The 21,477-nt window shown below is 64.2% G+C and carries 24 protein-coding genes and 2 tRNA genes; 15 read left to right on the forward strand and 11 right to left on the reverse strand.

Annotated features, from left to right (window positions below):
• Positions 1–18: 18 nt before the first annotated feature.
• Positions 19–237 (forward strand): hypothetical protein, encoded by a 219-nt coding sequence (locus V2I30_RS08610; protein WP_330661727.1) that lies wholly within the window; start codon positions 19–21, stop codon positions 235–237.
• Here V2I30_RS08610 and V2I30_RS08615 read toward each other — a convergent pair.
• Positions 221–296: transfer RNA gene (locus V2I30_RS08615), tRNA-Thr, on the reverse strand. The genes V2I30_RS08610 and V2I30_RS08615 overlap by 17 nt on opposite strands.
• A 36-nt stretch (positions 297–332) precedes the next feature.
• Positions 333–406 (reverse strand) — tRNA-Cys (locus tag V2I30_RS08620).
• 181 nt (positions 407–587) lie between these two features.
• On the opposite strand from V2I30_RS08620, the gene V2I30_RS08625 reads away from it, so the two are divergent.
• Entirely contained in the window at positions 588–1,367 is a 780-nt protein-coding gene (locus V2I30_RS08625) for an acyl-CoA thioesterase (protein WP_330661728.1), read from the forward strand.
• Positions 1,368–1,411: 44 nt separating this feature from the next.
• Here the strand turns inward: V2I30_RS08625 and V2I30_RS08630 are convergent, their stop codons facing one another.
• The 7 genes from V2I30_RS08630 to V2I30_RS08660 form a co-directional block, all read right to left on the reverse strand.
• Positions 1,412–2,149 (reverse strand): crotonase/enoyl-CoA hydratase family protein, encoded by a 738-nt coding sequence (locus V2I30_RS08630; RefSeq protein ID WP_442896921.1) that lies wholly within the window; start codon positions 2,147–2,149, stop codon positions 1,412–1,414.
• Between the two features lie 239 nt (positions 2,150–2,388).
• Positions 2,389–2,775, reverse strand: a complete 387-nt coding sequence (locus tag V2I30_RS08635) for a hypothetical protein (RefSeq protein WP_330661730.1) — start codon at positions 2,773–2,775, stop codon at positions 2,389–2,391.
• Positions 2,772–3,197 carry a JAB domain-containing protein gene (locus V2I30_RS08640; RefSeq protein WP_330661731.1) on the reverse strand — a complete coding sequence of 142 codons (426 nt, stop codon included), beginning with the start codon at positions 3,195–3,197 and terminating at the stop codon, positions 2,772–2,774. Before V2I30_RS08640 ends, V2I30_RS08635 begins: the two co-directional genes overlap by 4 nt.
• The gene (locus V2I30_RS08645) at positions 3,194–3,766 is read right to left on the reverse strand and encodes a hypothetical protein (RefSeq protein ID WP_330661732.1); all 573 of its coding nucleotides are present in this window, start codon (positions 3,764–3,766) and stop codon (positions 3,194–3,196) included. Before V2I30_RS08645 ends, V2I30_RS08640 begins: the two co-directional genes overlap by 4 nt.
• A 13-nt stretch (positions 3,767–3,779) precedes the next feature.
• On the reverse strand, positions 3,780–4,127 hold the full coding sequence (locus V2I30_RS08650; RefSeq protein WP_330661733.1) for a hypothetical protein: 348 nt from the start codon (positions 4,125–4,127) through the stop codon (positions 3,780–3,782).
• Between the two features lie 28 nt (positions 4,128–4,155).
• The gene (locus tag V2I30_RS08655) at positions 4,156–4,761 is read right to left on the reverse strand and encodes a hypothetical protein (RefSeq protein WP_330661734.1); all 606 of its coding nucleotides are present in this window, start codon (positions 4,759–4,761) and stop codon (positions 4,156–4,158) included.
• 114 nt (positions 4,762–4,875) lie between these two features.
• Positions 4,876–6,075, reverse strand: coding sequence for an LL-diaminopimelate aminotransferase (locus V2I30_RS08660; RefSeq protein WP_330661735.1), 1,200 nt, complete (start codon positions 6,073–6,075; stop codon positions 4,876–4,878).
• 230 nt (positions 6,076–6,305) lie between these two features.
• Here V2I30_RS08660 and V2I30_RS08665 point away from each other — a divergent pair, with 230 nt between their 5' ends.
• The 7 genes from V2I30_RS08665 (at position 6,306) to V2I30_RS08695 (ending at position 13,485) form a co-directional block, all read left to right on the forward strand.
• On the forward strand, positions 6,306–8,273 hold the full coding sequence (locus V2I30_RS08665) for a PHA/PHB synthase family protein (protein WP_330661736.1): 1,968 nt from the start codon (positions 6,306–6,308) through the stop codon (positions 8,271–8,273).
• Positions 8,274–8,426: 153 nt separating this feature from the next.
• On the forward strand, positions 8,427–9,287 hold the full coding sequence (gene phaP, locus V2I30_RS08670) for a phasin family protein (protein WP_330661738.1): 861 nt from the start codon (positions 8,427–8,429) through the stop codon (positions 9,285–9,287).
• Between the two features lie 256 nt (positions 9,288–9,543).
• A complete protein-coding gene (gene clpS, locus V2I30_RS08675) occupies positions 9,544–9,960 on the forward strand; it encodes an ATP-dependent Clp protease adapter ClpS (protein ID WP_330661740.1) in 417 nt (138 codons plus the stop codon).
• Positions 9,957–10,466, forward strand: a complete 510-nt coding sequence (locus V2I30_RS08680; protein WP_330661741.1) for a DUF427 domain-containing protein — start codon at positions 9,957–9,959, stop codon at positions 10,464–10,466. Before clpS ends, V2I30_RS08680 begins: the two co-directional genes overlap by 4 nt.
• Before the next feature lie 137 nt (positions 10,467–10,603).
• Positions 10,604–11,851: an LptF/LptG family permease gene (locus V2I30_RS08685; protein WP_330661925.1), complete on the forward strand. Its 1,248-nt coding sequence runs from the start codon at positions 10,604–10,606 to the stop codon at positions 11,849–11,851.
• A 21-nt stretch (positions 11,852–11,872) separates the two neighbouring features.
• Positions 11,873–12,970: an LPS export ABC transporter permease LptG gene (gene lptG, locus V2I30_RS08690; RefSeq protein WP_330661742.1), complete on the forward strand. Its 1,098-nt coding sequence runs from the start codon at positions 11,873–11,875 to the stop codon at positions 12,968–12,970.
• Entirely contained in the window at positions 12,967–13,485 is a 519-nt protein-coding gene (locus tag V2I30_RS08695) for a GNAT family N-acetyltransferase (protein ID WP_330661743.1), read from the forward strand. Before lptG ends, V2I30_RS08695 begins: the two co-directional genes overlap by 4 nt.
• Positions 13,486–13,495: 10 nt before the next feature.
• On the opposite strand, the gene V2I30_RS08700 is transcribed toward V2I30_RS08695, so the two are convergent.
• Positions 13,496–14,590, reverse strand: a complete 1,095-nt coding sequence (locus V2I30_RS08700) for a fatty acid desaturase family protein (protein WP_330661744.1) — start codon at positions 14,588–14,590, stop codon at positions 13,496–13,498.
• 150 nt (positions 14,591–14,740) lie between these two features.
• Here V2I30_RS08700 and V2I30_RS08705 point away from each other — a divergent pair, with 150 nt between their 5' ends.
• From V2I30_RS08705 to V2I30_RS08730, 6 genes are all read left to right on the forward strand, one after another.
• Complete coding sequence (locus V2I30_RS08705; RefSeq protein WP_330661745.1) at positions 14,741–15,937, forward strand: N-acetyltransferase; 1,197 nt, start codon at positions 14,741–14,743, stop codon at positions 15,935–15,937.
• A gap of 25 nt (positions 15,938–15,962) precedes the next feature.
• A complete protein-coding gene (locus tag V2I30_RS08710) occupies positions 15,963–16,394 on the forward strand; it encodes a response regulator (protein ID WP_330661746.1) in 432 nt (143 codons plus the stop codon).
• A gap of 442 nt (positions 16,395–16,836) precedes the next feature.
• On the forward strand, positions 16,837–17,628 hold the full coding sequence (locus V2I30_RS08715) for a response regulator (RefSeq protein WP_330661747.1): 792 nt from the start codon (positions 16,837–16,839) through the stop codon (positions 17,626–17,628).
• A 300-nt stretch (positions 17,629–17,928) separates the two neighbouring features.
• Complete coding sequence (locus V2I30_RS08720) at positions 17,929–18,159, forward strand: NepR family anti-sigma factor (RefSeq protein ID WP_330661748.1); 231 nt, start codon at positions 17,929–17,931, stop codon at positions 18,157–18,159.
• A complete protein-coding gene (locus V2I30_RS08725) occupies positions 18,159–18,791 on the forward strand; it encodes a sigma-70 family RNA polymerase sigma factor (RefSeq protein ID WP_330661750.1) in 633 nt (210 codons plus the stop codon). The genes V2I30_RS08720 and V2I30_RS08725 overlap by 1 nt, the downstream gene beginning before the upstream one ends.
• Before the next feature lie 86 nt (positions 18,792–18,877).
• Positions 18,878–20,113: an AI-2E family transporter gene (locus V2I30_RS08730; protein ID WP_330661751.1), complete on the forward strand. Its 1,236-nt coding sequence runs from the start codon at positions 18,878–18,880 to the stop codon at positions 20,111–20,113.
• On the opposite strand, the gene V2I30_RS08735 is transcribed toward V2I30_RS08730, so the two are convergent.
• On the reverse strand, positions 20,101–21,456 hold the full coding sequence (locus V2I30_RS08735; RefSeq protein ID WP_330661752.1) for a dicarboxylate/amino acid:cation symporter: 1,356 nt from the start codon (positions 21,454–21,456) through the stop codon (positions 20,101–20,103). The genes V2I30_RS08730 and V2I30_RS08735 overlap by 13 nt on opposite strands.
• Between the last annotated feature and the right edge of the window lie 21 nt (positions 21,457–21,477).

Here is a 21,477-nt window from a genome sequence, read left to right on the forward strand (position 1 = left end):
TCGCTCGGGGAGCGGTTCGTGAAAGCGATCTTCGGCATGGGGGTAGTTCGCGAGTTAACGCTACGAGCCAGTATCGTCTACCGATATCGTCGGAGCCGAACGGCCTGGGTCGTCACGATCGGCATTGCCCTCGGCAGGAGAACGCCGCGCCTCAAGCTGTATCCGCCGCTGACTGGCGAAGAGAAAGGCGGCGGCTTCGCGACGATTTTGGAAGAAGCTCTGGTGCCGCTTACGTGACTCGAACACGTGACCCCATCATTACGAATGATGTGCTCTACCAACTGAGCTAAAGCGGCCTACCAGTTCCTTTGCGCCCGGCGTGATGCCGGTGGTGGAGGCCCGAGCCGGAATCGAACCGGCGTGCAAGGATTTGCAGTCCTCTGCGTAACCACTCCGCCATCGGGCCGAGCCGATCCCCTCACGAGGGGAGCGGAAGCGGCGCACTAGCGATTCGGCGACGCAAAGGCAATCCGGCTTTGTCGCCCCAAACATTCCAAGCGCGGCTTCGAACGCGCGAGGGGACGAGCCGGCAACCTAACGCAACGTCAATCTGGACCGCGGGGGCGGGAGCGGGCAACAGGGCGCGCATGACCATTGCCAGCCTACTTGCGCCCATCACCGGCAAGCCCGGCCCCGTCCGCCTCGAACGCGCGCAGGACTGGATGCAGGGTCGCACGCTTTATGGCGGCGCCTCCGCGCTCGTCGCCTACACCGCGGCGCGGCGCGCGTTCCCGGACCTGCCGGTCCTACGCGCGGCCCAGATCGGCTTCATCGCGCCGGTGAGCGAGGAGATCGAAGTTTCGGCGCAAATCGTGCGGCAGGGGCGCAATGTGACGCAGGTTCGCAGCGAAATCCACACCGAGAATGGCACCGCTCTCACAGCCTTATGGCTGTTCGCGGACGAGCGCGATCCCAATGGTGTCGAACCGGCCCGGCGGCCCGATGATTGGCCCGGCCCGCCCAGCCAGGCCGAAGTCGCCATGAAGGAGGAGGCGCCGTCCTTCATCCGCAACAATTTCGAAATCCGATACGGACAAACGCGCGATGGCGATCATGGGGCGACCATCCGGCGCTGGGCGCGGCTGACCGAGGACCACGGGCTCGATCCGGTCAGCAAGCTCATCCTGATGGGCGACGTCATGCCGCCCGGCGCGATGCGGATCATGCAGCGGATGGGGCCGATCAGCTCGATCAACTGGTCGTTCAACCTGCTCGATCCCGCGTCGCAATCGGCACACGGATGGTATCTCGCCGAGAATGCGAGCCAGCATGCAGATAGCGGCTATTCGTCAGAGCGGCTGCGGATGTGGGACGCGGACGGGCGGCAGGTGCTCGACGGTTTGCAATGCGTCGCGGTATTCGGCTGATGGAGGCTGCCCGCGACTGACCGGCGGGCGGTTCGGCGCGGATCTTAAACGTCGCCGAAATCGGGCTTGCGTTTCGCCATTGCGGCCATGACCGCCTCGATCTGGTTCGGGGTACGCATGATGGCGTCCTGTTCGACGCTTTCCTCCTGCAATATCGCGTCGGTGTCGCCGTCCTGCATGCAAGCATGAAGCCGCTTGGCCGCGCGGATCGCGTGCGGATTGCGATTGGCGATCTCGGCGGCCAGCGCGGTCGCACGCGCATGCGGGTCCGCGTCGCAATGGGTGACCAGGCCGAACCGCTCCGCCTCGCTGCCGGTGAATTCGCGGTTGGTGTAGACAAGCTCGCGCAGGAGGTCGTCGCGCACCAATCCGCGCCACAGCGCGTAGCCGCCCATGTCCGGCACCAGCCCCCACTTCAGCTCCATGATCGCCATGCGCGTCTCTGGGTGGGCGATGCGGATATCCGCGCCGCTCGCGATTTGCAGGCCGCCGCCGAAACACACGCCGTGCAGCGCGGCGATCACCGGCACCGGCAGCTTGCGCCAGACCATCGCCGCCTGCTGCGGTCGGTTGGCGTTGCCATGCGTGCGATGGCTCAGGCCGGGGGCATCGGGATCGGGCTCCTGTGCAAAGCTCGCAGTGTCGAGCCCGGCGCAAAAGGCGCGCCCTTCGCCCGACAGGACGACGGCGCGCACGCCTTTGGTAGTGGCGAGTTTCTCGCCGGCCTCGGTGATCGCATCGAACATGGCCGGATCGAGCGCGTTCATCTTGTCACCGCGCATGAGGCGAACCTGCGCGACGCCATCATCGCCCAGCGAGACGGCGACACGCTCGTCCGAGCGTCGTTCACCGGTGGCGGCGTCTGCTTCGCGGGAGGGTGCGGTGGTTTGGCTTTGGGTCATCGGAGGGGTCCTCGAGGCGCGACTGTCGGTGACGGATTGCGGGGAAAGTGACGCAACCTCCACCGCAAGTCCAGCGCGCTGTCCGCCGCGGCCTAAGCGGTAGCGGCGCCGCGCGAGCGTCAATCGCCCCGCTGAAAGTACGTACCGGGCTCGGCGGGCACGTACAGCCGGAAACCGCCATCGCGTAGGTCGACAAGCACGCCGGACAGTTCGCGCGCGGCAAGTTTCGCGCGGATGTTCTCGGCGAGGGCATCCATCTCGGCGACCTTCGCATCGCCAACGCGCTGCGCGAGCGCGGCGGCGAGCTGCGGGCGGCCCATTCGCCGACCTGGTTCGCCCGAAAGACACCACAGCAGCGCAAATTCGACCGGTTTGAAGCCGAACCAATGGTCGTCCGCCCGGCCGTCTCCCACCGCACGGTCGAGCGTGATCTCGCCTGCCTGCCGAAAGCGGGGCTCTACCGCGTCGGTGCCGGGAAACAGCCGATCGATCATTTCGGAGTTCACAGCGATCCTCCGGCGCGCATCGAATAGGCCGCGTCGTGGGTAAATATCAGGTGATCGAGAAGTTCGATATCGAGCGAGCGGGCGACCGCCTTGAGCCTGCGCGATGCGGCAATGTCGAAAGCGCTTGGACGGCAATAGCCCGAGGGGTGGTTGTGCGCGACGATGATGCCGCGCGCATCGAGCGACAGGGCACCGCGAAAGATCGCGCGCATGCGGACCGAAAGCTGCCCCGGACCGCCCTGCCCCATCGCGGCATCGCCGCGATAGCCGCGCTGATCGTCGAGGAAGAGGACATGGAAACGCTCCGCCCCATGCGGCGGGGTGAGCACCATGGCCCGCAGGAAGTCGACGATCCCGCGATCCGAACGCGTCGTCGTAATATCGCCGATCGGTTGCCGGTTGCGAGTGGCTGTATCGATCATTCGATCCGGTCCTGCGAGGACAGCGCCTTGCTCGCGCCCGGCCAATGAAAAAGAGTCGCCGGCGTCAGACGCGGATCGAGCCACTGGTGGTTCCAACGCCCCACGCGCCAGTCGCGGTAGTCCCCATGGCGACGCTTGCGCAGGATGTGTCGCGCGAGACCTCCACCGAGGAAAAGCAGTTGAAACCAGCCAGGTGTCGCCACCATGAAGGCGTAGGCGATAGGCAGAATGGCTTCTACCAGCCCACGCGCGAGATGCGCAGTCATGGCGAGAAGCTGCATCGCCGCGATGAAGAGCGTGTAATTGCGATTGGCCCACAGAGCGACGATGATGAAAGCGGCGCCGGCAATCAGATCAGTTGTCGCAAGCCAAAAGTCGACCTCAAAAACCTGATACCCTTGGCTCGCGATGCCTTGGTAGATCAGGTTGCCGAGTTCGAAGATGGTTAACCAGACGAGCGCAACCGCACGCTCCGGACCTCCGCCCCACACAAGAGCGCAGATGCATACGATCGCAACCAGCACATCTTGTGCAAACGGGCGAAGGTCGGAGGCAAGAATTTCCAGCATCTTACGGACGAGGTCAGACTTCGATCTGCTCGCGCTCACCAAGCTCGGCCTCTGAATTGATGGCCTGCTTCGGAATTTCGGTTGGGATATGATCACCCGCCATCTTCTCGCGCGCAATTTTGCTGAGTTCGTCGTGGACGCGCAGCAGGTTGGTCGACATCGCCACCGCCTGGCTCTCGGCCTGGGTGAGACGCATGATGGCGGCCTGTCCGGTATGGACCTCGACGCCGGGATTCTGGCGCGCGGCGAGCATGGCCTGCTTGAGGCGCGAACAGGCGATCAGCGATTCGTCGGCCAGCGCTTCGGCTTCGCGGATCAGTTTCTTGAGGTTTTGGGCGTCGGTAAGCATGCGATCGGTCATGAAGAGTCTCCACGCTTCGCCCGGCCCGTCAGGAGAAGCCTTTCTCGTCAACCGGGACGGTCGCGCGTCCATCCAGCGCCTCGCTGATCGTCATCGCCGCGGTCACCGTAAGGACGACTGCGGCCAAAAAGCCGAACGCGATCCCGACGATCGCGGCGAGGCGGAACCAGACAGCGTGTTCGCCGTCGAGCACCCGGGGGACGACCCTGGGCTCTCCAGGTCGCAGCCAGGGCGCCTGTTGCTCCATCGAGAGAACGTCGCTCATCACGAGTTCGCCCGGGTCGTCTTCCCCGCTTTCCTCGCTGAATGCCGCTCCGGCGGCGACCTGCGTTTTTGTGTATGCAGGTTCGCTAAAGTCCGATGACGGGCGGGCGGGCGAGGAGTGTTCGGGTGTCGCGAGTTCCTCAGCCGGCACGTTTGGCTGTGATTGTTTCGTGTCCTTGCGGAAACAGGCGACCAGATCGGCCAGGTTCTCCGCCTCGTAGATGTCCTTCAGCGCGCGGATATGCTGATTGATGCGCGTTTCGGACACGCCGAGTTCCTGCGCGATGACTTTGATCGGTGCGCGGCGATCTATCCGTTCCATGACTGCGCGCTGACGCTCCGTAAGGCGCCGCGCTGCCTGCGCTGACATCATTTCCTCCTGTTTGGCGCCCGGTCCTTCACCCCGAATCAATCTAACATTCTATGTATTGTTCCGCGGTGCAAGACAGCTTCGCGGTGCCTTCCTGCCCACCGATTCACACTTTCAGGCCGCATCCGTATGCACGCCTAGTGTGGCAAGATAACGCTTCACATTGCGCGCGGCCTGGCGCAGCCTCTGCTCGTTTTCCACCATGGCGATGCGGACAAATCCTTCGCCTTCTTCGCCATAGCCTACTCCGGGCGCGACCGCGACCTGCGCTTGAGTTAACAATTGTTTGGAAAATTCGAGGCTGCCCATCGATCGCAGCGCGGGCGGCAATGGCGCCCAGGCGAACATCGAGGCGGGCGGCGACGGGATTTCCCAGCCGGCGCGGCCGAATGCCTCGACCAACACGTCGCGCCGCTTGCGATAAAGCGCACGGTTGCTTGCAACGATATCCTGCGGCCCGTTGAGCGCGGCGCAGGCTGCCGCCTGGATCGGGGTAAAGGCGCCATAATCGAGGTAGGATTTGACGCGCGTCAGCGCCGCGATCAGCCGCCTGTTGCCGACCGCAAAGCCCATGCGCCAGCCGGCCATGGAATAAGTCTTGCTCATGCTCGTGAACTCGACCGCGATTTCCTTGGCACCCTCGACCTGCATGATCGAGGGCGTCGGTTCGTCCCCGTAATAGAGCTCGGAATAGGCAAGGTCGGACAGCACCCACACCTTATTGTCGCGCGCCCAGGCGACGAGCCGCTCGTAAAAGGCGAGATCGACGGTTTCGGCGGTCGGATTGCTGGGATAGCTCACCACCAGCACGCTGGGTCGCGGCACGGTGAAGTTCATTGCACTTTCGAGCGAGCGCCAATAATCCTCGTCGGGCGTCGTCGGGATCGAACGGATGGTCGCCCCGGCGATGATAAAGCCGAACGTATGGATCGGATAGGACGGATTGGGCGCGAGCACGACGTCGCCGGGCGCAGTGATGGCGTTGGCAAGGCTGCCGAGTCCCTCCTTCGATCCCATGGTCACGACGACTTCGGTTTCGGGATCGAGATCGACGCCGAAGCGCCGCGCGTAGTAATCGGCCTGCGCTCGGCGGAGGCCGGGAATGCCGCGTGATTGCGAATAACCGTGCGCGTCGGGCTTGGCCGCGACCTCGCACAATTTCTCGATCACATGCGGCGGCGGGGGCTGATCGGGATTGCCCATGCCCAGATCGATGATGTCCTGTCCCGACTGGCGCGCCGCGTGCCGCATCGCGTTGACCTCCGCGATCACGTAAGGTGGCAGGCGCTTCATGCGGTAGAAGGGTTCGTCCATAGCTCTTGCGTCCGGCGAAGCGGGGACAGCGGCGCGCGGCCCCTCTCGCGACTTTTACCATGCGCGCGAGGCCCATCGTAGCGTTGTTGCCCGATTAGGGAAGGCGCGGCTTTGCCGCGGCCGTGTGTGTCGGCGCGCAAAGCGATTGGCAAAGCGCCATGTCGCTGCGTAGACTGGCATGAAACGCCGGGCAGGGGATGCCGGTTCATGTCACGCGAGAAGGAAGCACGATGGCCGACAAGCAGAACCAGGCGAGCGACGCGAACCCGCTGACCGCACTCACCGCGATGTTCGACATGCAGGGCGAGGTCATGCGCTCGCTGTTCGCCTCGGGCATGGCCGGCACTCCGAGCGCGAATGCGGGCGAGGCGATGCCCGGCGGCGCCAACGCGGACTTCGGAGCACTGCTGTCCCAGGGCATGAATGCGGCGGACATGGCGCAATGGGCCAAGGCTGGGCAGGAGCTCCAGCAGATGTGGCTGACCTTCCTCGGCAGCCAGGCGGAAAAGACGACGACTCAGGCGATGGAGGGCGCGGCCACGCTCGATCCGGCGCAGTGGCTGCTATTCTCGCAAAGCATGATGAAGAATATGCCCGGCGGCCTTATGGAGGCGCAAACCCGGCTCGCAGGCGACACGATGCAACTGTGGCAAAGCGTTTTTTCCCAGTTCGCCGAGCAGTCGACCGGGATGAAGGTCGAGGGCGAAGCGCCCGCCGACAGTCTGCCGCGGTCGGATCGTCGCTTCGCCGATCCCGCCTGGCGGCAATATCCCGCCTTCGCCCTGTTGCATCAGACCTATCTCATGCTGACCGACTATTTCCGCAATGCGGTGGGCGCGATGGACGGGCTCGACGGCGAGAAGAAGAAACAGCTCAAATTCGCCATCGATGCGCTCAGCGAGGCCATGAGCCCGGGCAATTTCCTGCTCACCAATCCGGTGGTGCTCAAGCGGACGATGGAGACCAAGGGGCAGAACCTCGTGCACGGCATGCGCCACCTGATCGCGGATCTGGGGCGCGGGCAGCTGACCCACACCGATCCCGATGCCTTCGTTCTGGGCGAAAACCTCGCGGCGACGCCGGGCAAGGTGGTGGCCGAGACGCCGCTCTATCAGCTCGTGCAATACACTCCTTCGACCAAGGAGGTTTACAAGGTCCCGCTGGTAATCTTCCCGCCCTGGATCAACCGGTTCTACATCCTCGATCTGACGCCGCAGAAGAGCTTCATCAAATGGGCGGTCGACCAGGGGATCAGCGTCTTCGTCGTCAGCTGGAAATCGGCCGACGAGGATATGGGCGAGATTGTCTGGGACGACTATATCCGCGCGCAGATCGAGGCGGTCGATCATGTGCGCGAACGGCTGGACGTCGATCACGTGCACGCGATCGGCTATTGCGTTGCCGGCACGACGCTCGCCGCAACGCTCGCGATCCTCGCCGAGCGGGGTGAAGCGGACAAGGTCAAGAGCGCGACCTTCTTCACCGCACAGGTCGATTTCGAACGCAGCGGCGATCTCAAGCATTTCATCGACGACAATTCGCTCGATCTGATCGGGCAACTGTCGCCGCAGGGCTATCTCGATGGACGCTATCTCGCCGCGACCTTCAACGCGCTGCGCGGCAAGGACCTGATCTGGAACTACGTCGTCAACAACTACCTGCTGGGCGAGGACTATCCCGCCTTCGACCTGCTGCATTGGAACGGGGACGTGACCAACCTTCCCGCCCGGTGGCACAACGATTATCTGCGCGATCTCTACCGCGACAACAAGCTGGTCGAACCCGGCGCGCTCGAAGCGGACGGGACGCCGATCGACCTCACCAAGGTTACAACGCCCAGCTACGTCCAGGCGGGTCGCGAGGACCATATCGCACCGGCACAGAGCGTATGGCGGATCACTGATCATTTCGCCGGACCGATAGAATTCGTTCTTGCCGGATCGGGCCATATTGCGGGCGTGGTCAACCATCCCGATGCCGGGAAATACCAGTACTGGTTGGGCGATGCCGAGGCGGAGACGCTCGACGCGTTTATCGCGGGCGCGCGCGAACACCCGGGCAGCTGGTGGCCGCACTGGCTCGAATGGCTTGGCGGACAGGCGCCGGAAAAGGTGCCGGCCACCGGCAAGCGCAAGCCCGGCGGACGCGGCGACGAGGTGATCGAAGACGCTCCGGGGCGTTATGTGAAAACGCGGTAGGGCGCGCGCTTCGGAGAAAGCGGCACGGCCGAAAGACGACCTCCTTTCAATGCCGTGCGCTTATTTGTGCGCTGCACAAAAACCGCTTGACGCAGCGAACTAAATGCCTATTTTGTGCAGTGCAACAAACGTATGTTGGACTGCGAGGAAAAGATGGCTGACGCCCCGAACCAATCGAAGATCGATGCTGCCGCCGAAAAGGCCTATGCCGAAGCGGCCGCGAAGAAGTCTGCCAGCGAGCGTAACGTCGCCGAGAACGTTGCCGATGCGATCGACGATGGCAAGGCGACGCCCGCGCCGGACGTGAAGGAAGTAGCCGAGGCTGTTGCAGCCCCTGAAAAGAAAGCTGCTCCGGCGAAAAAGGCGCCCGTCAAGAAGTCCACGCGCAAGACTGTCGCGAAGACCCGCGCGGCGCGGACCAGCAGCGCGCGCAAGACGGCACCGAAGAAGACCGGCGCCGCGAAGCGCAAGACCGCAACTTCGGCGAAAAAGGCTGGCGCGAATGGCACCGCCACCCGCCCCGCGCAGTCCGAAACCAAGACCAACCCCATCAGCAAACTCAAGGAAACGATCATGGCAAATGCGAAGACAACCGACATCCCCGCCCAGGCGAAGGAAATGGCCGCCGACATGCAGACGCGCATGAAGGGCGCTTACGAGAAAGCGAGCGAACTCGCGGCCGATGCCGGGGAATTCAACAAGGCCAATCTCGAAGCCTTCGTCGAGAGCGGCAAGATCCTCGTCGCCGGCACGCAGGAAATCGTGAAGTCGGACGTCGAAACCGGCAAGTCGATGGTCGAAACCGTTACCGAAGACGCCAAGAAGATGGCCGCCGTCAAGTCGCCGACCGAGCTGTTCCAGCTGCAGGGCGAGCTGGCTCGTCGCAATTTCGACGCTGCCGTCTCGTTCGGCTCGCAGCGCACCGAGACCATCCTTAAGCTCTACAACGATGCCTTCGCGCCGATCTCGAACCGCATGAGCGTCGCCGCCGAGAAGGTCTCGAAGGCCGCGTAACTGCGACCCAATACCGATTTTCTGGACCGGGTCTCTCCTCTCTCTCCTCAAACCCGGTTCAAGAAAGCGCGCGACACGCGCATCGAAGGCCGGATGAACCTTACGAGGTTCGTCCGGCCTTCTTTATTCTCACATGGTCCTCCCGCCTTGCCACCGGCGACGAGTGGTCCACGACGGACTGCTCACAGCGTTCGCTCCATGTTGCGGCGCGCTCGGCGCTTGCGAAGCGGCAAACCTTCCCCATAATGGTGCCTCAATGGTTTCACGCTCCACCTCCACTCGCGCCCCCTACGCGGACACGTGCCTGCGCGCAGCCGCGGGCGATCCCGGCAAGCCCGGAGACGGCGATGCTGGCGGAGACGATGTCGACGAGGGCGACGGCCAGGTCGGCGTCGCCACCAAGACACGTACCAAGCCCAAAAAGCCCAGCCAGTACAAAGTGTTAATGCTGAACGACGATTACACGCCGATGGAGTTCGTCGTCATGGTGCTCAAGCGCTTCTTCGGCATGAATCTCGAACAGGCGACCCGCGTTATGCTTCACGTCCATCAGAAGGGCGTGGGCGTGTGCGGCATCTTTCCCTACGAGGTTGCCGAGACCAAGGTGAACCAGGTCATGGACTTCGCGCGGCAGAACCAGCACCCGCTGCAATGCACGCTCGAAAAGGCGTGAACCGGCAGGCCCATCATCCCAAGCCCGATCCGCCCGGTCCCGGGCAGGAAAGCGTGTGGGACTATCCCCGCCCCGCAATCTGCGAACCGACCGAGCGGCGCATCCAGATCGTGCATCGCGGCGTCGAACTCGTCGACAGCGCGAATGCCTGGCGCACGCTCGAGACGAGCCACCCGCCGACCTATTACATTCCACCAGCCGATATCGCGATGGAGCATCTGGAGCCAAATGGCCGCCGCACGATCTGCGAATGGAAGGGACAGGCGCGCTATTTCGATATCGTCGTGGGCGATGAGCGGATCGAGGCGGCGGCCTGGTCCTATCCCGACCCCACCCCCGCCTTCGCAGGCATCCGCGATCACCTCGCCTTCTATCCCGATCCGCTCGATCGCTGCCTCGTCGATGGCGAGGAAATAGCTCCGCAGCCCGGCGGCTTTTACGGCGGCTGGATCAGCCAATACGAAGCCGGCCCGTTCAAGGGCATTCCCGGCAGCCGATTCTGGTAGGGCGGCGACGCGCCGTTGTGGTGCTTCCGAATGACTGGGGGCATGACGGGGCCGCAAAAGCGCGCTAGGGATCGACAGGTCCGCCGAAGTCCCCCGCTTTCGCGATCGACCGCCCCGACCACACGGAACGCAACGTGCTGAACTTCCTGCCCAGTATCGATCGCTATATCTTTCGGCTCGTCATCGTGCCGATGCTCGGCGTCTTCGCGCTCGCCGCCTCGTTATTGCTGCTCGACAAGATGCTGCGCCTGTTCGATTTCGTCGCGGTCGAGGGCGGGCCGATCGGCGTCGTCTTCAAGATGCTCGGCGCGCTGATCCCCGAATATGCGAGCCTTGCGATCCCGCTCGGCCTGATGCTCGGCATCCTCCTCGCTTTCCGCAAGCTCGCCACCTCTTCCGAACTCGATACGATGCGCGCGGTGGGCCTGTCCTATTGGCGGCTGCTGCGCGTCCCTTACGCCATCACTGTCGTGCTGATGGCGGTGAATGTCGCGCTCGTCTTCTACATTCAGCCGGTCAGCCGCTATTATTACGAACAGATGGAATACGAGCTGCGTTCGGGCGCGCTCGGCGCGTCGATCAAGGTGGGCGAATTCACCACGCTGGCCGATCGCATGGCGCTTAGGATCGAGGCGAGCGAGGATGACGGCCAGCGCCTGCAGGGCATCTTCGCCCGGCTCGCGAACGAGGAGGACCAGGTCCTCTCGATCAGCGCGCGCGAAGGCACCTTCATGGCGACGACCGACGATCCCGATACGATCATTCTACGGCTGACCGAGGGGACCATCGTCCAGGATACGGGCAGCGCCACCCCGCGCGTGCTCTCCTTTTCCCGCCACGATCTGCCGATCGATCTACCCGCGATCGAGGCGTTCCGCGCGCGCGGCGAAGGCAGCAAGGAATATATCCTGCCCGAACTCCTGCGCATCGGCTGGGCCGACCGCTCGTCGACCGAGGCCGAACGCGATGCGACGCAGGCGACCTTCAACTACCGGCTGGTCGAAGTGGTCATGATGGCCTTCCTGCCGCTGCTCGCAGTCGCGCTCGCCATCCCGCCCAAGCGATCGACCAGCGCGCTGGGCGTCTTCGTCTCGATCGTGATGGTGGTCGCCTATCACAAGATCAACCAATACGGAGAGGACATCGCAACGCTCGGGCGGATCGATCCGATCATCGCACTGTGGGGGCCGTTCCTGGTCTTCGCGGCGCTGATCGCGTGGATGTATTACCGGGTCGCCCATGTTCCGGGCGGCCAGGCGATCGGCGCGCTCGAAGCGGTCTTCGCCAAGCTGTCGAAGCGGCTCGGCAAGCTGTTCCGCCCCCGCCGCCGGGTCGCGCGCGCGGCCATGCCCGCGGACGATCCGCAACTGGCGCCGGCGGAATAGCGCGCAGCTCACCCACTTCTCATGCAGCTCGATTTCTTCCCCTCGCGCACGCTGACGCTTTACCTCGCGAAGATGTTCGTCGTCCGCATTCTCGCGGTGCTGGTGATGCTGGTGCTGGTGCTGATGGCGCTCGACCTGCTGGGTTCTACCGGCGACATCCTCGCGCCCGAAGGCAACGGTCAGGCGGAAATCCTCAAATATGCGAGCCTGCGCATTCCCCAGCTGATCGCGCGGTTCCTCCCCTATTCGGTGCTGCTCGCGACGCTGATCACGCTGGTGACTCTGAACCAGAACAGCGAGGTCGTGGCGATGAAGGCCGCGGGGCTTTCGGCCCATCAGGTGCTGGCGCCCCTGCTGCTCACCGCGGCGCTAATCGCGGCTGTCAGCTTCGCTTTCAACGAGCGGATCGTGACCCGCGCCAATGCAACGCTGAAGGCCTGGGAGGCCGCCGATTTCGGACCGATCCCCGAGGAAACCGGGCTGCGCTCGAACATCTACCTTACCGATGGCGAGAATATCATGACCGCCGCCGCCTTGAGCGGTGAAGGCGAGCGGATCGCACTTACGAACGTCACCTGGTACGCTCGCGCGCCCGGCGGCATCATCCGCAAACAGATCCGCAGCCCCCGCGCCGCCTATGCGCGGCCGGGATGGCGGCTCGAGGAAGCGGTGCGCTTCGATGTCGGCAGTGCGGAATTGCGCGAACTGGGCGAGGTGGTGGTCGGGGAGACATTAACGCCCGCGCAGATCGACCTGCAATCGGTTGATCCCGATGCACAGAGTTTCTGGGAATTGTCGCAGACCATCGACGCGTTCGAAGCGGTCGGCCGCCGCACCTCGGAAATGCGCGCCAAGTGGTGGCACCGGATATCGGGGCCCCTTTCGGCGCTGCTGATGCCGCTACTGGGTTCGGTCGCCGCCTTCGGCCTCGCGCGATCGGGCCAGCTGTTCGTGCGCGCGGTGATCGGCATGGCGTTGGGCTTTGCCTATTTCGTGGTCGACAACGCCGCGCTCGCTATGGGCAGTTTCGGCGGCTATCCGCCCTTCCTCGCCGCCTGGGCGCCGTTCTTCCTGTTCCTGCTGCTCGGCGAGACCGTGCTGGTGCGGACCGAGGAATGAGCGACTTTTCCATTCGCCTCGCGCGCCGGGAAGACGCGGAGGCGTTTCACGCCGTAGAAGAGGACGCCGCCGGCCTGCTGCGCGAGGAGCCGAGCCTTGCCGGCATCCCAGTTCCCCCTTCCACCAGCGCCGAAGAATACCGCACGACCATCGCAAGGGGGCAATGCCTGGCCGCCACGGTGAGCGAAGACGTGGTGGGTTTCGCCGCCGCCGGACGCGTGGGCCGCGAGCTGCATCTGCACGAACTGAGCGTCGCACGCGCGCATCAAGGCAAGCGGATCGGGGCGACCCTTCTCACCGCCCTGAAGATCGATGCCGCGAATTCCGGCCTGCGGGCCATCACCCTCAACACCTACCGCGACATCGCATGGAACGGCCCGTTCTATGCGCGCCACGGCTTCGTCGAGGTGGAGAATTTCGAAGGCCGCGATCACCTCGCCCAGTCGCTCAAAGATGCGATCGCGTTCGGCCTGCCCGCCGAACGCCGCTGCGCGATGATCTGCTTTCTGGATTAGGACAGGCGCGTCAGCGCTTCACCATCGTGCTCTTGGCGATGCGCCCTACCAGGGTGGCCATGCCGGGATGATTGGCGCCGTCATAGGTCGAGCCGGTGCCGAGCGCGCGCGCCAGCCGGCGGTGCGCTTCGGGCAGGTCGTGATAGGGCATCGAGGGCATCAGATGATGAAGCGCATGATAGCGCAGGCCCACGGGCGCCCAGATCTCCGCCGCGATGCCGGGCGGCGGCACGTTGACGCTGTCGAGAAACTGCGCGGTAACCGTCATCGCTTCGCCCTCGTTCTCCCACAGATGCGCGACCAGCGTGCGCAACTGATTGAGCAGCGCGGTGAAGGACAGGATGGCGAGCGCGGTGAGCAGCGGTGTCCAGCCGAGCATGACAACGCTGCCGATCAGCATCCAGGACCAGACGAACACGCCCGCTTCCTGCCAGCGCACCCGCTTCGCAAAATCGCCCGCGGGCGCTTTGCGGCGAAATTCGGGATTGATCGACAGTGCCGAAAAGCGCGCCCAGGTAAAGCGCCGCAGCGCCGGGAACACCACGCCCAGCGGCACCAGCACCGCCGCCCGGATGATGAGCGCGACCGGGGCGAGCAGCGCAACGATCACGAAGAGCGGCAGGCTCCACGGTTTCATCAGCGCCAGCGGCAGATATTCGGGGTCTTCGACGGTGCCGTATTGCGTGCGCTTGTGATGAATGACGTGGACGCCTTCATACATGAAGCTCGGCGTCAGCAGCGGAATGCCGACCAGGAGGTTCCAGCCCGTGCGAAAGCCAGGCAGTGCGCTTTTCGAGATATGGGTGAGCTCGTGAATGAACATGAGCGCGCGATAGAGCGCCAGGCTGGCGACAAGGCCGGCGGCAATCGCCACCCACAGCTCGCTCGCGATGATCGCCAATGCGATCCCGCCATATCCGATCGCGGCAGAGGCCAGCATGTCCGGCCAGTAGATGCGCGCCCGCGCCTCGCCCAGATCCTTCGTCATGTCGCGCGCCGCGCGCAGCATATCCTTGTCGTCCGCGCTCAGAAAATCGGCCCGCGTCGCGCGCGGCTTCGGGGCGGACGTCTCGCCGGCGGGAGAGAGGGGTTGATGCATTGTCATGGGCAGGGCTTGGTCGTTCTTACTTCAGGAAGGGCACGCGGGGCAAACCCCGCAAGGACGGATAACGATGGTCCGCCCGCTTGCCCCCGCGGACCTGGCAGGACACAGACGCGGGCGAACCCAATTTCTTATACGATAAGCAGGCCCACAATGGTTGCAAATGATACCAGTGCCGAAATAGTGATCGAGCGGGTGGAGGGCAAGGCCGGCCGCGCGCGCTTCGTCGATCTCGGGCGCAGCTTCGCCGCGCGGCTCGAACACCATGTGCCGCAACTGCGTTCCGAACAGCTCGAATTGCTCGACCCGGACAAGAACCCCTTCTTCGGTCATGGCCGGGTCCAGCTGTTCATCGCCAGCCGCAACGGAGGGCCGGTCGGGCGCATCTCGGCGCAGATCGACGAGATCGCGCACACCATGCCGCCTGAAAAGGGCTTCGGTCCGGGCACGGGCATGTTCGGCTATTTCGATGCCGAGGATGAGGCGGTCGCCCACGCGCTGTTCGGCGCGGCGGAGGACTGGCTACGGGCCGAGGGGATGACCAAGGTGCTGGGGCCGATCTCACTCGTAATGTGGGAGGAGCCGGGCCTGCTCGTGCGCGGTCAGGATCATGCCCCCACCATCATGATGGGGCATCATCCAGCGCATTATGCCGGATGGATCGAGAATGCCGGCTACGCGCTCGTCAAGACGCTCTACACCTACGAGCTCGACATCACGAAGAAATTTCCCCCGCTCGTCCAGCGCATCGTCCAGTCGGGCGAGCGCAATTCCCGCATCAACGTCCGCCCCGTCAGGAAGGACGAATGGGACAGCGAGGTCGCGCATATCCTGCGCATTCTCAACGATGCCTGGTCGGACAATTGGGGCTTTACCCCCTTCACCTCGGAAGAGGTCGCCTATGCCGGCAAGAAACTGCGCCCGGTGATCCACGAAGAACTCAACATGATCGCCGAGGTCGACGGGCGGCCGGTGGCGTTCATGCTGACTTTTCCGGACATCAATTCCGTGCTCGCGCGTATCGGCGGGAAGCTGTTCCCGCTCGGCTGGTTCCACATGCTGCGATGGCTGCGCAAACCGCGCGGCAGCGACATGCGCGTGCCGCTGATGGGGGTTCTCAAGGAATATCAGAATTCGCGCATGGCCAGCCAGCTCGCCTTCATGATGATCAGCGAGATCCGCCGCAATTCGACCGAAATCTTCGGCTCGACCCGCGGCGAAATCGGCTGGATCCTCGATGACAACAAGGGGATGGTCGCAATCGCCGACACGATCGACAGCCGGATCAACCGCGAATATGCGATCTATCGGAAATCTTTGGGCGAATTGCAGCAAATGGCCGGAACCTAACATCAATCGCGCGCATTGGGGCCTTATGGTCACGCTGCCGTTTTCGAGATCGGAAGAATCCTCGCTCCCACGGAGTGTTATCGTCGTTGAAGACGATGCGCTGCTCGGCCTTGATATCGAGCAGACCCTGCACGAGAACGGCATCGAAGACGTGACCATTTGTCCGAGCGCCTCGTGCACGCTGGAGCGATTGCGCAACGGAAAGTTCGACGCAATCGTGCTGGATGCGCACCTTGCCGATAGTGACGAGGGCTGGAAGATCGCCGAACTGGTCGAGGCGATGGGCGAGCGGGCGATGCGGATCGTCTTTCAGACCGGCAGCCCGGAAGAGATTCCCGATCACGTTCGCAAGCTGGGGCCGGTGCTCGGCAAGCCTTACGATCCGCGGCAGTTGATCGGCGCTCTGCGCGAGAAGCAGAGCGCGGGTCTGCTTGCCATGCTTAGCCGCCGCCGCTGATATCGCATCTAATCGAGGCGACGCGCCGCTCGCGGGATTGGACCTATGCGCCTGCATACGGTCCGAGCAGACTATCTAGAAACCGATAAATGCCTTTCCAAACCCGGGACCCCGAAACCTAGAAAGGCCTCCACTTCGGGGAGTGAAGGCCTTTCGGGATCTTGTTGCCAACCACATGGACGGGAGGGGGGATCAGGTCGGCAACACATTCTAAATGCGCGCCCAAACGGGTGGTTCCCGTCCGGACAAATTTTTTGAACTTTTTTTCGAGCGATGCCTTTTTTCCTTGGCATAGCTTGACGAAAGGGCCGCGTCATATATCTGCCGTGGGTCTCTAGGCCGTTGTATTCTCGTGCTTGTCGCGGGCGATCAGCACAACAAATGTTGGTTTTAAACGGACCTCGAATCAACGCCGGCATCCTGGCCGGGTGGGAGATCATGGATGTCGATGAGTCAGCAGCTTGCAGCAGACCTGCCCTTCCTGCGCCGCTACGCCCGCGCGTTGACGGGGTCGCAGGAACGCGGCGATGAAATGGTGCGCGCCGCGCTCGAGGCGGTTCTGGCCGACGATGAATTGAAACGCTCGCTCGGCGAAGGCCGGGTCGCGCTTTACAGGGCATTCCATCAAACCATGGAGGATCCGTCCGACGGCGCGATTGCAGGCGCCGCGGCTGCGCAGGGCGGGTCCACGGGCACGAAGGAGGCGGCGGCGGCCAGCCGGCTAGAAGCGATCGCGCCGCGCAACCGTCAGGCGCTGCTGCTGACCACAGTCGAGGATTTCACCCCCGATCAGGCGGCAAAGATCATGGGGATCGAGGCCGGCGAGGTCGAGCGCCTCGTTGCCGAAGCGGTGCGCGAGATCGACGAGGAACAGAGCACGTCGGTCCTGATCATCGAAGACGAGCCGATGATACTGATGCAGCTGGAAGACCTCGTTTCCTCGCTCGGCCATGACATTTGCGGGACCGCCACCACAAGGACCGAAGCGGTGCGCACGGTCACCGAAAACCGGCCCGGCCTGATCCTTGCTGATATCCAGCTCGCCGACGGGTCCTCCGGTCTCGATGCGGTCGCGGATATTCTCGCGCTCGGTAGCGTCCCTGTCATCTTTATCACCGCCTATCCGGAGCGCTTGTTGACAGGAGACCGCGCGGAGCCGACCTATCTCGTGACCAAGCCGTTCCGCGAACAGACGGTCAAGGCGTCGATCAGCCAGGCGCTGTTCTTCAAATAGGACGCCATGCCGGCCCGACGCCAGTACCGCGTATCGGCCTCTTGCCGGTTCTTCCCCCTTTCCAGACCAAGGCCCCTTTTGCGCTCGACCCTCCTCTTGCCCCCGTCCAACGGCCCGTCCAACGGATTGCCCGCACGCACGCTGACCGGGCCGGAAATGATTGCGTCCGACGCCATCTTCCAGGGGAACAATTCGTTTATTTGCAGGTTGGAAGGTAACTTTAACCCGGGCATCCATTTCCGGGTCGGGGCGAATCCTCAAGAGTATCGCCGCATGAGACGGGAACGGACACATCATTCAATGACCCCTCCGAGCAAACCGGAAAAAGGGAAGATCGAGCAGGTACCGGAGCAGAAATCTCCCTCTGCCGATGGTGCGGGCGAAGCGCCGCCTGCTTGGGCGCATGGCCTGAAGCAATTGTACGATTCGGTAGTCGACGAACCGCTGCCCGACAGCTTCAAGGATCTGATCGAGGCGTTCGACGACGAGGGTGAGCCCGACGAGGACGCCGGGAACGGAAAGACGCCCTAGTGGCCGACAAGAAACCCCGGCCCAAGCGCACCGCCAAGGAGCGCGCCGAATTCAAGCGCGAACTGACCGAGGTCGTGCCGCATCTGCGCGCATTTGCGCGGGGTCTGTGCGGTCGCCCCGACATGGCCGACGATCTCGTTCAGGAAGCCCTGCTCAAGGCCTGGGCGGCACAGGAACGGTTCGAGCCGGGCACATCGATGCGCGCCTGGACCTTCGTCATCCTGCGCAACGCCTATCTCACCGACATGCGCCGCAACCGGTTTCGCGGCGAATACGACGAGGGCGTGGCCGAACGCATTCTTACCCAGCCCGCCGGGCAGGAAGAACCGCTGCACCTCTCCGACATGCACCGGGCTCTGCTGACTCTGCCGCCCGAACGCCGCGAGGCGCTGTTGCTGGTGGGCGCGGGCGGCTTTTCCTACGAAGAAGCGGCGCAGATCTGCGGCTGCGCGCTCGGCACGATCAAGAGCCGGGTAGGCCGCGCACGTGCTGCGCTCAACTCGATGCTGTCCGAGGATAACGTTCCGGGCCGCTCGGTCGACGACGAGACCGCGCATCGCGCAATCCTCGAAGAGCTGCAGGACGTCGTCAACAGCGCCGACGAAACCGGCGGCGCGAAAAGCACATCCTGAGCGGTAAATCGCAAGGACCGCGAGCCCACCCTTGGCGCGCGCATTCTTCTGCCATAAAATCGCCGCCACGATAGGGGTGGCCATACGTGAACAGCCAAGCACCTGAAACGAGGCCGGTTAGGGGGCCGGGCGCCAGCACCCCCGCGTCCGAAGAGCGGCGGCGGCGCAACCAGCGCCGTATGCTGCTGGCCGAGCAGGAATTGCGGCTGATGTCGGCGCTGGTCCTGCTGATCGGGCTCGGCCTGTTCCTCGCCCTGCCCTTCGTTCTTTCGATCGGCTCGGTGGTTTTTCTGCCGCTGGTCACCGCGCTGCTGCTGTCGATCCTGCTCTCGCCGCTGGCGGACTATCTCTCCAAGCTCGGCTTGCCCAATATCGTCGCCTCGCTCGGCGCGCTGGCCGTCTTTCTCGCCATCTTGCTCGCGAGCCTCGCCCTGATCCTGCAGCCGGCGGTGGATCTGTTCGCGCAGCTCCCCGCGATCGTCGACACGGTGGGCGAGCGCCTTTCCGAGCTCCGCGACGAGTTTGCATGGTTGGCGATGGCCAACGAGGAACTGGCAACGCTGATGGGCAATGCGGGCACGGCGGAAGTGGTGCTGGCGACGCCCAGCCTGCTCGAAGAGATCGCCTTCGCCACGCCAAGTGTCCTGCTCGAAGTGCTCATCACCTTTCTCCTCGCATTCTTCATGATCGAGGCGCGGGTGCGGATGCGGCGGCACCTGCTGTTCGACCGCGCGAGCTTCGGGTCGAGCGTCAAGGCGGCGCGGGCCATGCGCGAGGTTCAGGATAGGGTCGCCGCCTACATAATCACGGTCGGCCTGATCAATGCAGGGGTCGGCGTGGTGGTGGCGCTTGGCGCGTGGGCGCTGGGCGTCGATGCGCCGATCATGTGGGGCGGGCTCGCCATGATCCTCAATTTCATCCCCTATATCGGCCCGATGGCGATGATTGCGCTGCTCGCCCTGTTCGGGGTGGGCACGGCGGAAACGGTGTGGATCGGCATGATCCCCGCGCTCGCCTATCTCGGGCTGAACGCGCTCGAGGGCAACGTCATCACCCCCTCGATCCTGGGCGCGCGCTTCACCATGAGCCCGGTGATGATCCTGATTGCGCTGTCCTACTTCACCTGGATCTGGGGCGTTCCGGGCGCGCTGCTGTCGGTGCCGATTCTGCTGACGCTGACCGCGGTGTTTGACCATATCGGGCGGCCCAACCTAGTCGGTTTCATCTTCGGCGAACCCCTGTTCCGCAGTAACTTGCTGGAGGGCGGCGTCGACGAGGATCAGGCAGCGCCCGCCGGCCTGCCTGATCGTCAGAGCGCCTGACCCGCCTCGCCATCCGCGCGCCCGCGATCGACCGCGCTCGCGACCGCCACATTCATGGTCACATTGGCGAGGGTGCGCATGATGTCGGGCAGCATCTCCACCGCCACCAGCAGCGCCAGCGGCTCGATCGGGACGCCCATGGCGAGCGCGATCGGACCGATCGAGACGACGAAGCTGATCGAGCCGGGGAGGCTGACTGTCCCCACGCTGATGATGAGCGCCACGAAAATCCCGGCGACGAGCAGCGCCGGTGTGATCGCGATCCCCATCAGCGAAGCGACATAGAGCGCGACGGCGAGGTTCATTGCCGGGCTGGTCGCACGGAAAATCGCTACCGCGAGCGGCAGGACGAATTCGGCGGTCGAGGAGCGCAGGCCCAGACGCTCGGAACTGTCGAGCATGGCGGGCAGGCTGGCGAGCGAGCTCTGGGTCGAGATCGCCACCGCCTGAGCTGGCATCACGGCACGGGCGAAGCGCACGGGGCCAACACCGCCCAGCAGGCCGGCGACGAGATAGGCGAGGACAAGGATCGCCGCGCCCATCGCCGAGACGATCAGGATGTAGTGCGCAAGCGCTGCGAAGGCCCCGCCCCCGCTGCGCATGCCGACGCCGAAAGCCAACGCGAACACCCCGGCGGGCGCGGTCCACAAGACCCAGCCAATCAGCACCAGCATCGCATTGGCGAGCGCGTGGAAAAAGCTGAGCAGGCTGGCTTGCTGGCTACCCGGAAGCCGGGTGATCGCGATGGCGAACAGCGCGAAGAAGACGGTCAGCGGCAGCATCGCGGTCTCGGCGGCGGCGGCGATGATGTTGGGCGCGATAAGCGAGGCGGCGAAGTCGAGGATCGAAGGCACTTCGAGCGCTTCGACCGGCCCTGCCGCGAGGAACCCGCTGGCGCTCGGCGGGATCGGGAAAAGGCCAAGCAGCATCGGCACGAAAATCGCCGTGAATATTCCGCCGAAAGCGAGCACGCCAAACACGAGCACGAGGAAGCGCCGCGCCGCCGCGCCCGCGCGCGCCGCCTGCGCCATTTGTGTCAGCCCGAGCACGAGAAGCGCGGCGACCAACGGGATGATCGTCATCTGCAAAGCGCGGAGCCACAGGCTTCCGACGAGCGCGATCGCCTCGAGCACGCTATCCGCCAATCCGGCACCGGCGAAAACGACGCCCGACGCCAGCCCGGCGATTAGCGCCGCGAAGGTCGCGAGAACGGGCAGGCGAATGGTGACGAGCTCGAACTCTCCCGGATTGAACGCCGTGTGCGGCGCGCCCTGCGGGCCCGGCGTGTCGGCATCTGCCGCGGATCGCCCTTTGTCCGCGCCGTCTTTAACCGTTCCGCTCAAATCCGTGCCCTCACTGCCCGC

The sequence above is a fragment of the Erythrobacter sp. genome, from assembly GCF_036351135.1.
Lineage (GTDB): Bacteria > Pseudomonadota > Alphaproteobacteria > Sphingomonadales > Sphingomonadaceae > Erythrobacter.

Coding starts and splice junctions, on each gene's coding strand:
- V2I30_RS08695 (WP_330661743.1), top strand. CDS start 12,967: ATGAGCGACTTTTCCATTCGCCTCGCGCGCCGGGAAGACGCGGAGGCG.
- V2I30_RS08645 (WP_330661732.1), bottom strand. CDS start 3,766: ATGCTGGAAATTCTTGCCTCCGACCTTCGCCCGTTTGCACAAGATGTG.
- V2I30_RS08700 (WP_330661744.1), bottom strand. CDS start 14,590: ATGACAATGCATCAACCCCTCTCTCCCGCCGGCGAGACGTCCGCCCCG.
- V2I30_RS08655 (WP_330661734.1), bottom strand. CDS start 4,761: ATGTCAGCGCAGGCAGCGCGGCGCCTTACGGAGCGTCAGCGCGCAGTC.
- lptG (WP_330661742.1), top strand. CDS start 11,873: ATGCAGCTCGATTTCTTCCCCTCGCGCACGCTGACGCTTTACCTCGCG.
- V2I30_RS08630 (WP_442896921.1), bottom strand. CDS start 2,149: ATGCGCGGTGACAAGATGAACGCGCTCGATCCGGCCATGTTCGATGCG.
- clpS (WP_330661740.1), top strand. CDS start 9,544: ATGGTTTCACGCTCCACCTCCACTCGCGCCCCCTACGCGGACACGTGC.
- phaP (WP_330661738.1), top strand. CDS start 8,427: ATGGCTGACGCCCCGAACCAATCGAAGATCGATGCTGCCGCCGAAAAG.
- V2I30_RS08705 (WP_330661745.1), top strand. CDS start 14,741: ATGGTTGCAAATGATACCAGTGCCGAAATAGTGATCGAGCGGGTGGAG.
- V2I30_RS08640 (WP_330661731.1), bottom strand. CDS start 3,197: ATGATCGATACAGCCACTCGCAACCGGCAACCGATCGGCGATATTACG.
- V2I30_RS08625 (WP_330661728.1), top strand. CDS start 588: ATGACCATTGCCAGCCTACTTGCGCCCATCACCGGCAAGCCCGGCCCC.
- V2I30_RS08710 (WP_330661746.1), top strand. CDS start 15,963: ATGGTCACGCTGCCGTTTTCGAGATCGGAAGAATCCTCGCTCCCACGG.
- V2I30_RS08665 (WP_330661736.1), top strand. CDS start 6,306: ATGGCCGACAAGCAGAACCAGGCGAGCGACGCGAACCCGCTGACCGCA.
- V2I30_RS08660 (WP_330661735.1), bottom strand. CDS start 6,075: ATGGACGAACCCTTCTACCGCATGAAGCGCCTGCCACCTTACGTGATC.
- V2I30_RS08650 (WP_330661733.1), bottom strand. CDS start 4,127: ATGACCGATCGCATGCTTACCGACGCCCAAAACCTCAAGAAACTGATC.
- V2I30_RS08715 (WP_330661747.1), top strand. CDS start 16,837: ATGTCGATGAGTCAGCAGCTTGCAGCAGACCTGCCCTTCCTGCGCCGC.
- V2I30_RS08720 (WP_330661748.1), top strand. CDS start 17,929: ATGACCCCTCCGAGCAAACCGGAAAAAGGGAAGATCGAGCAGGTACCG.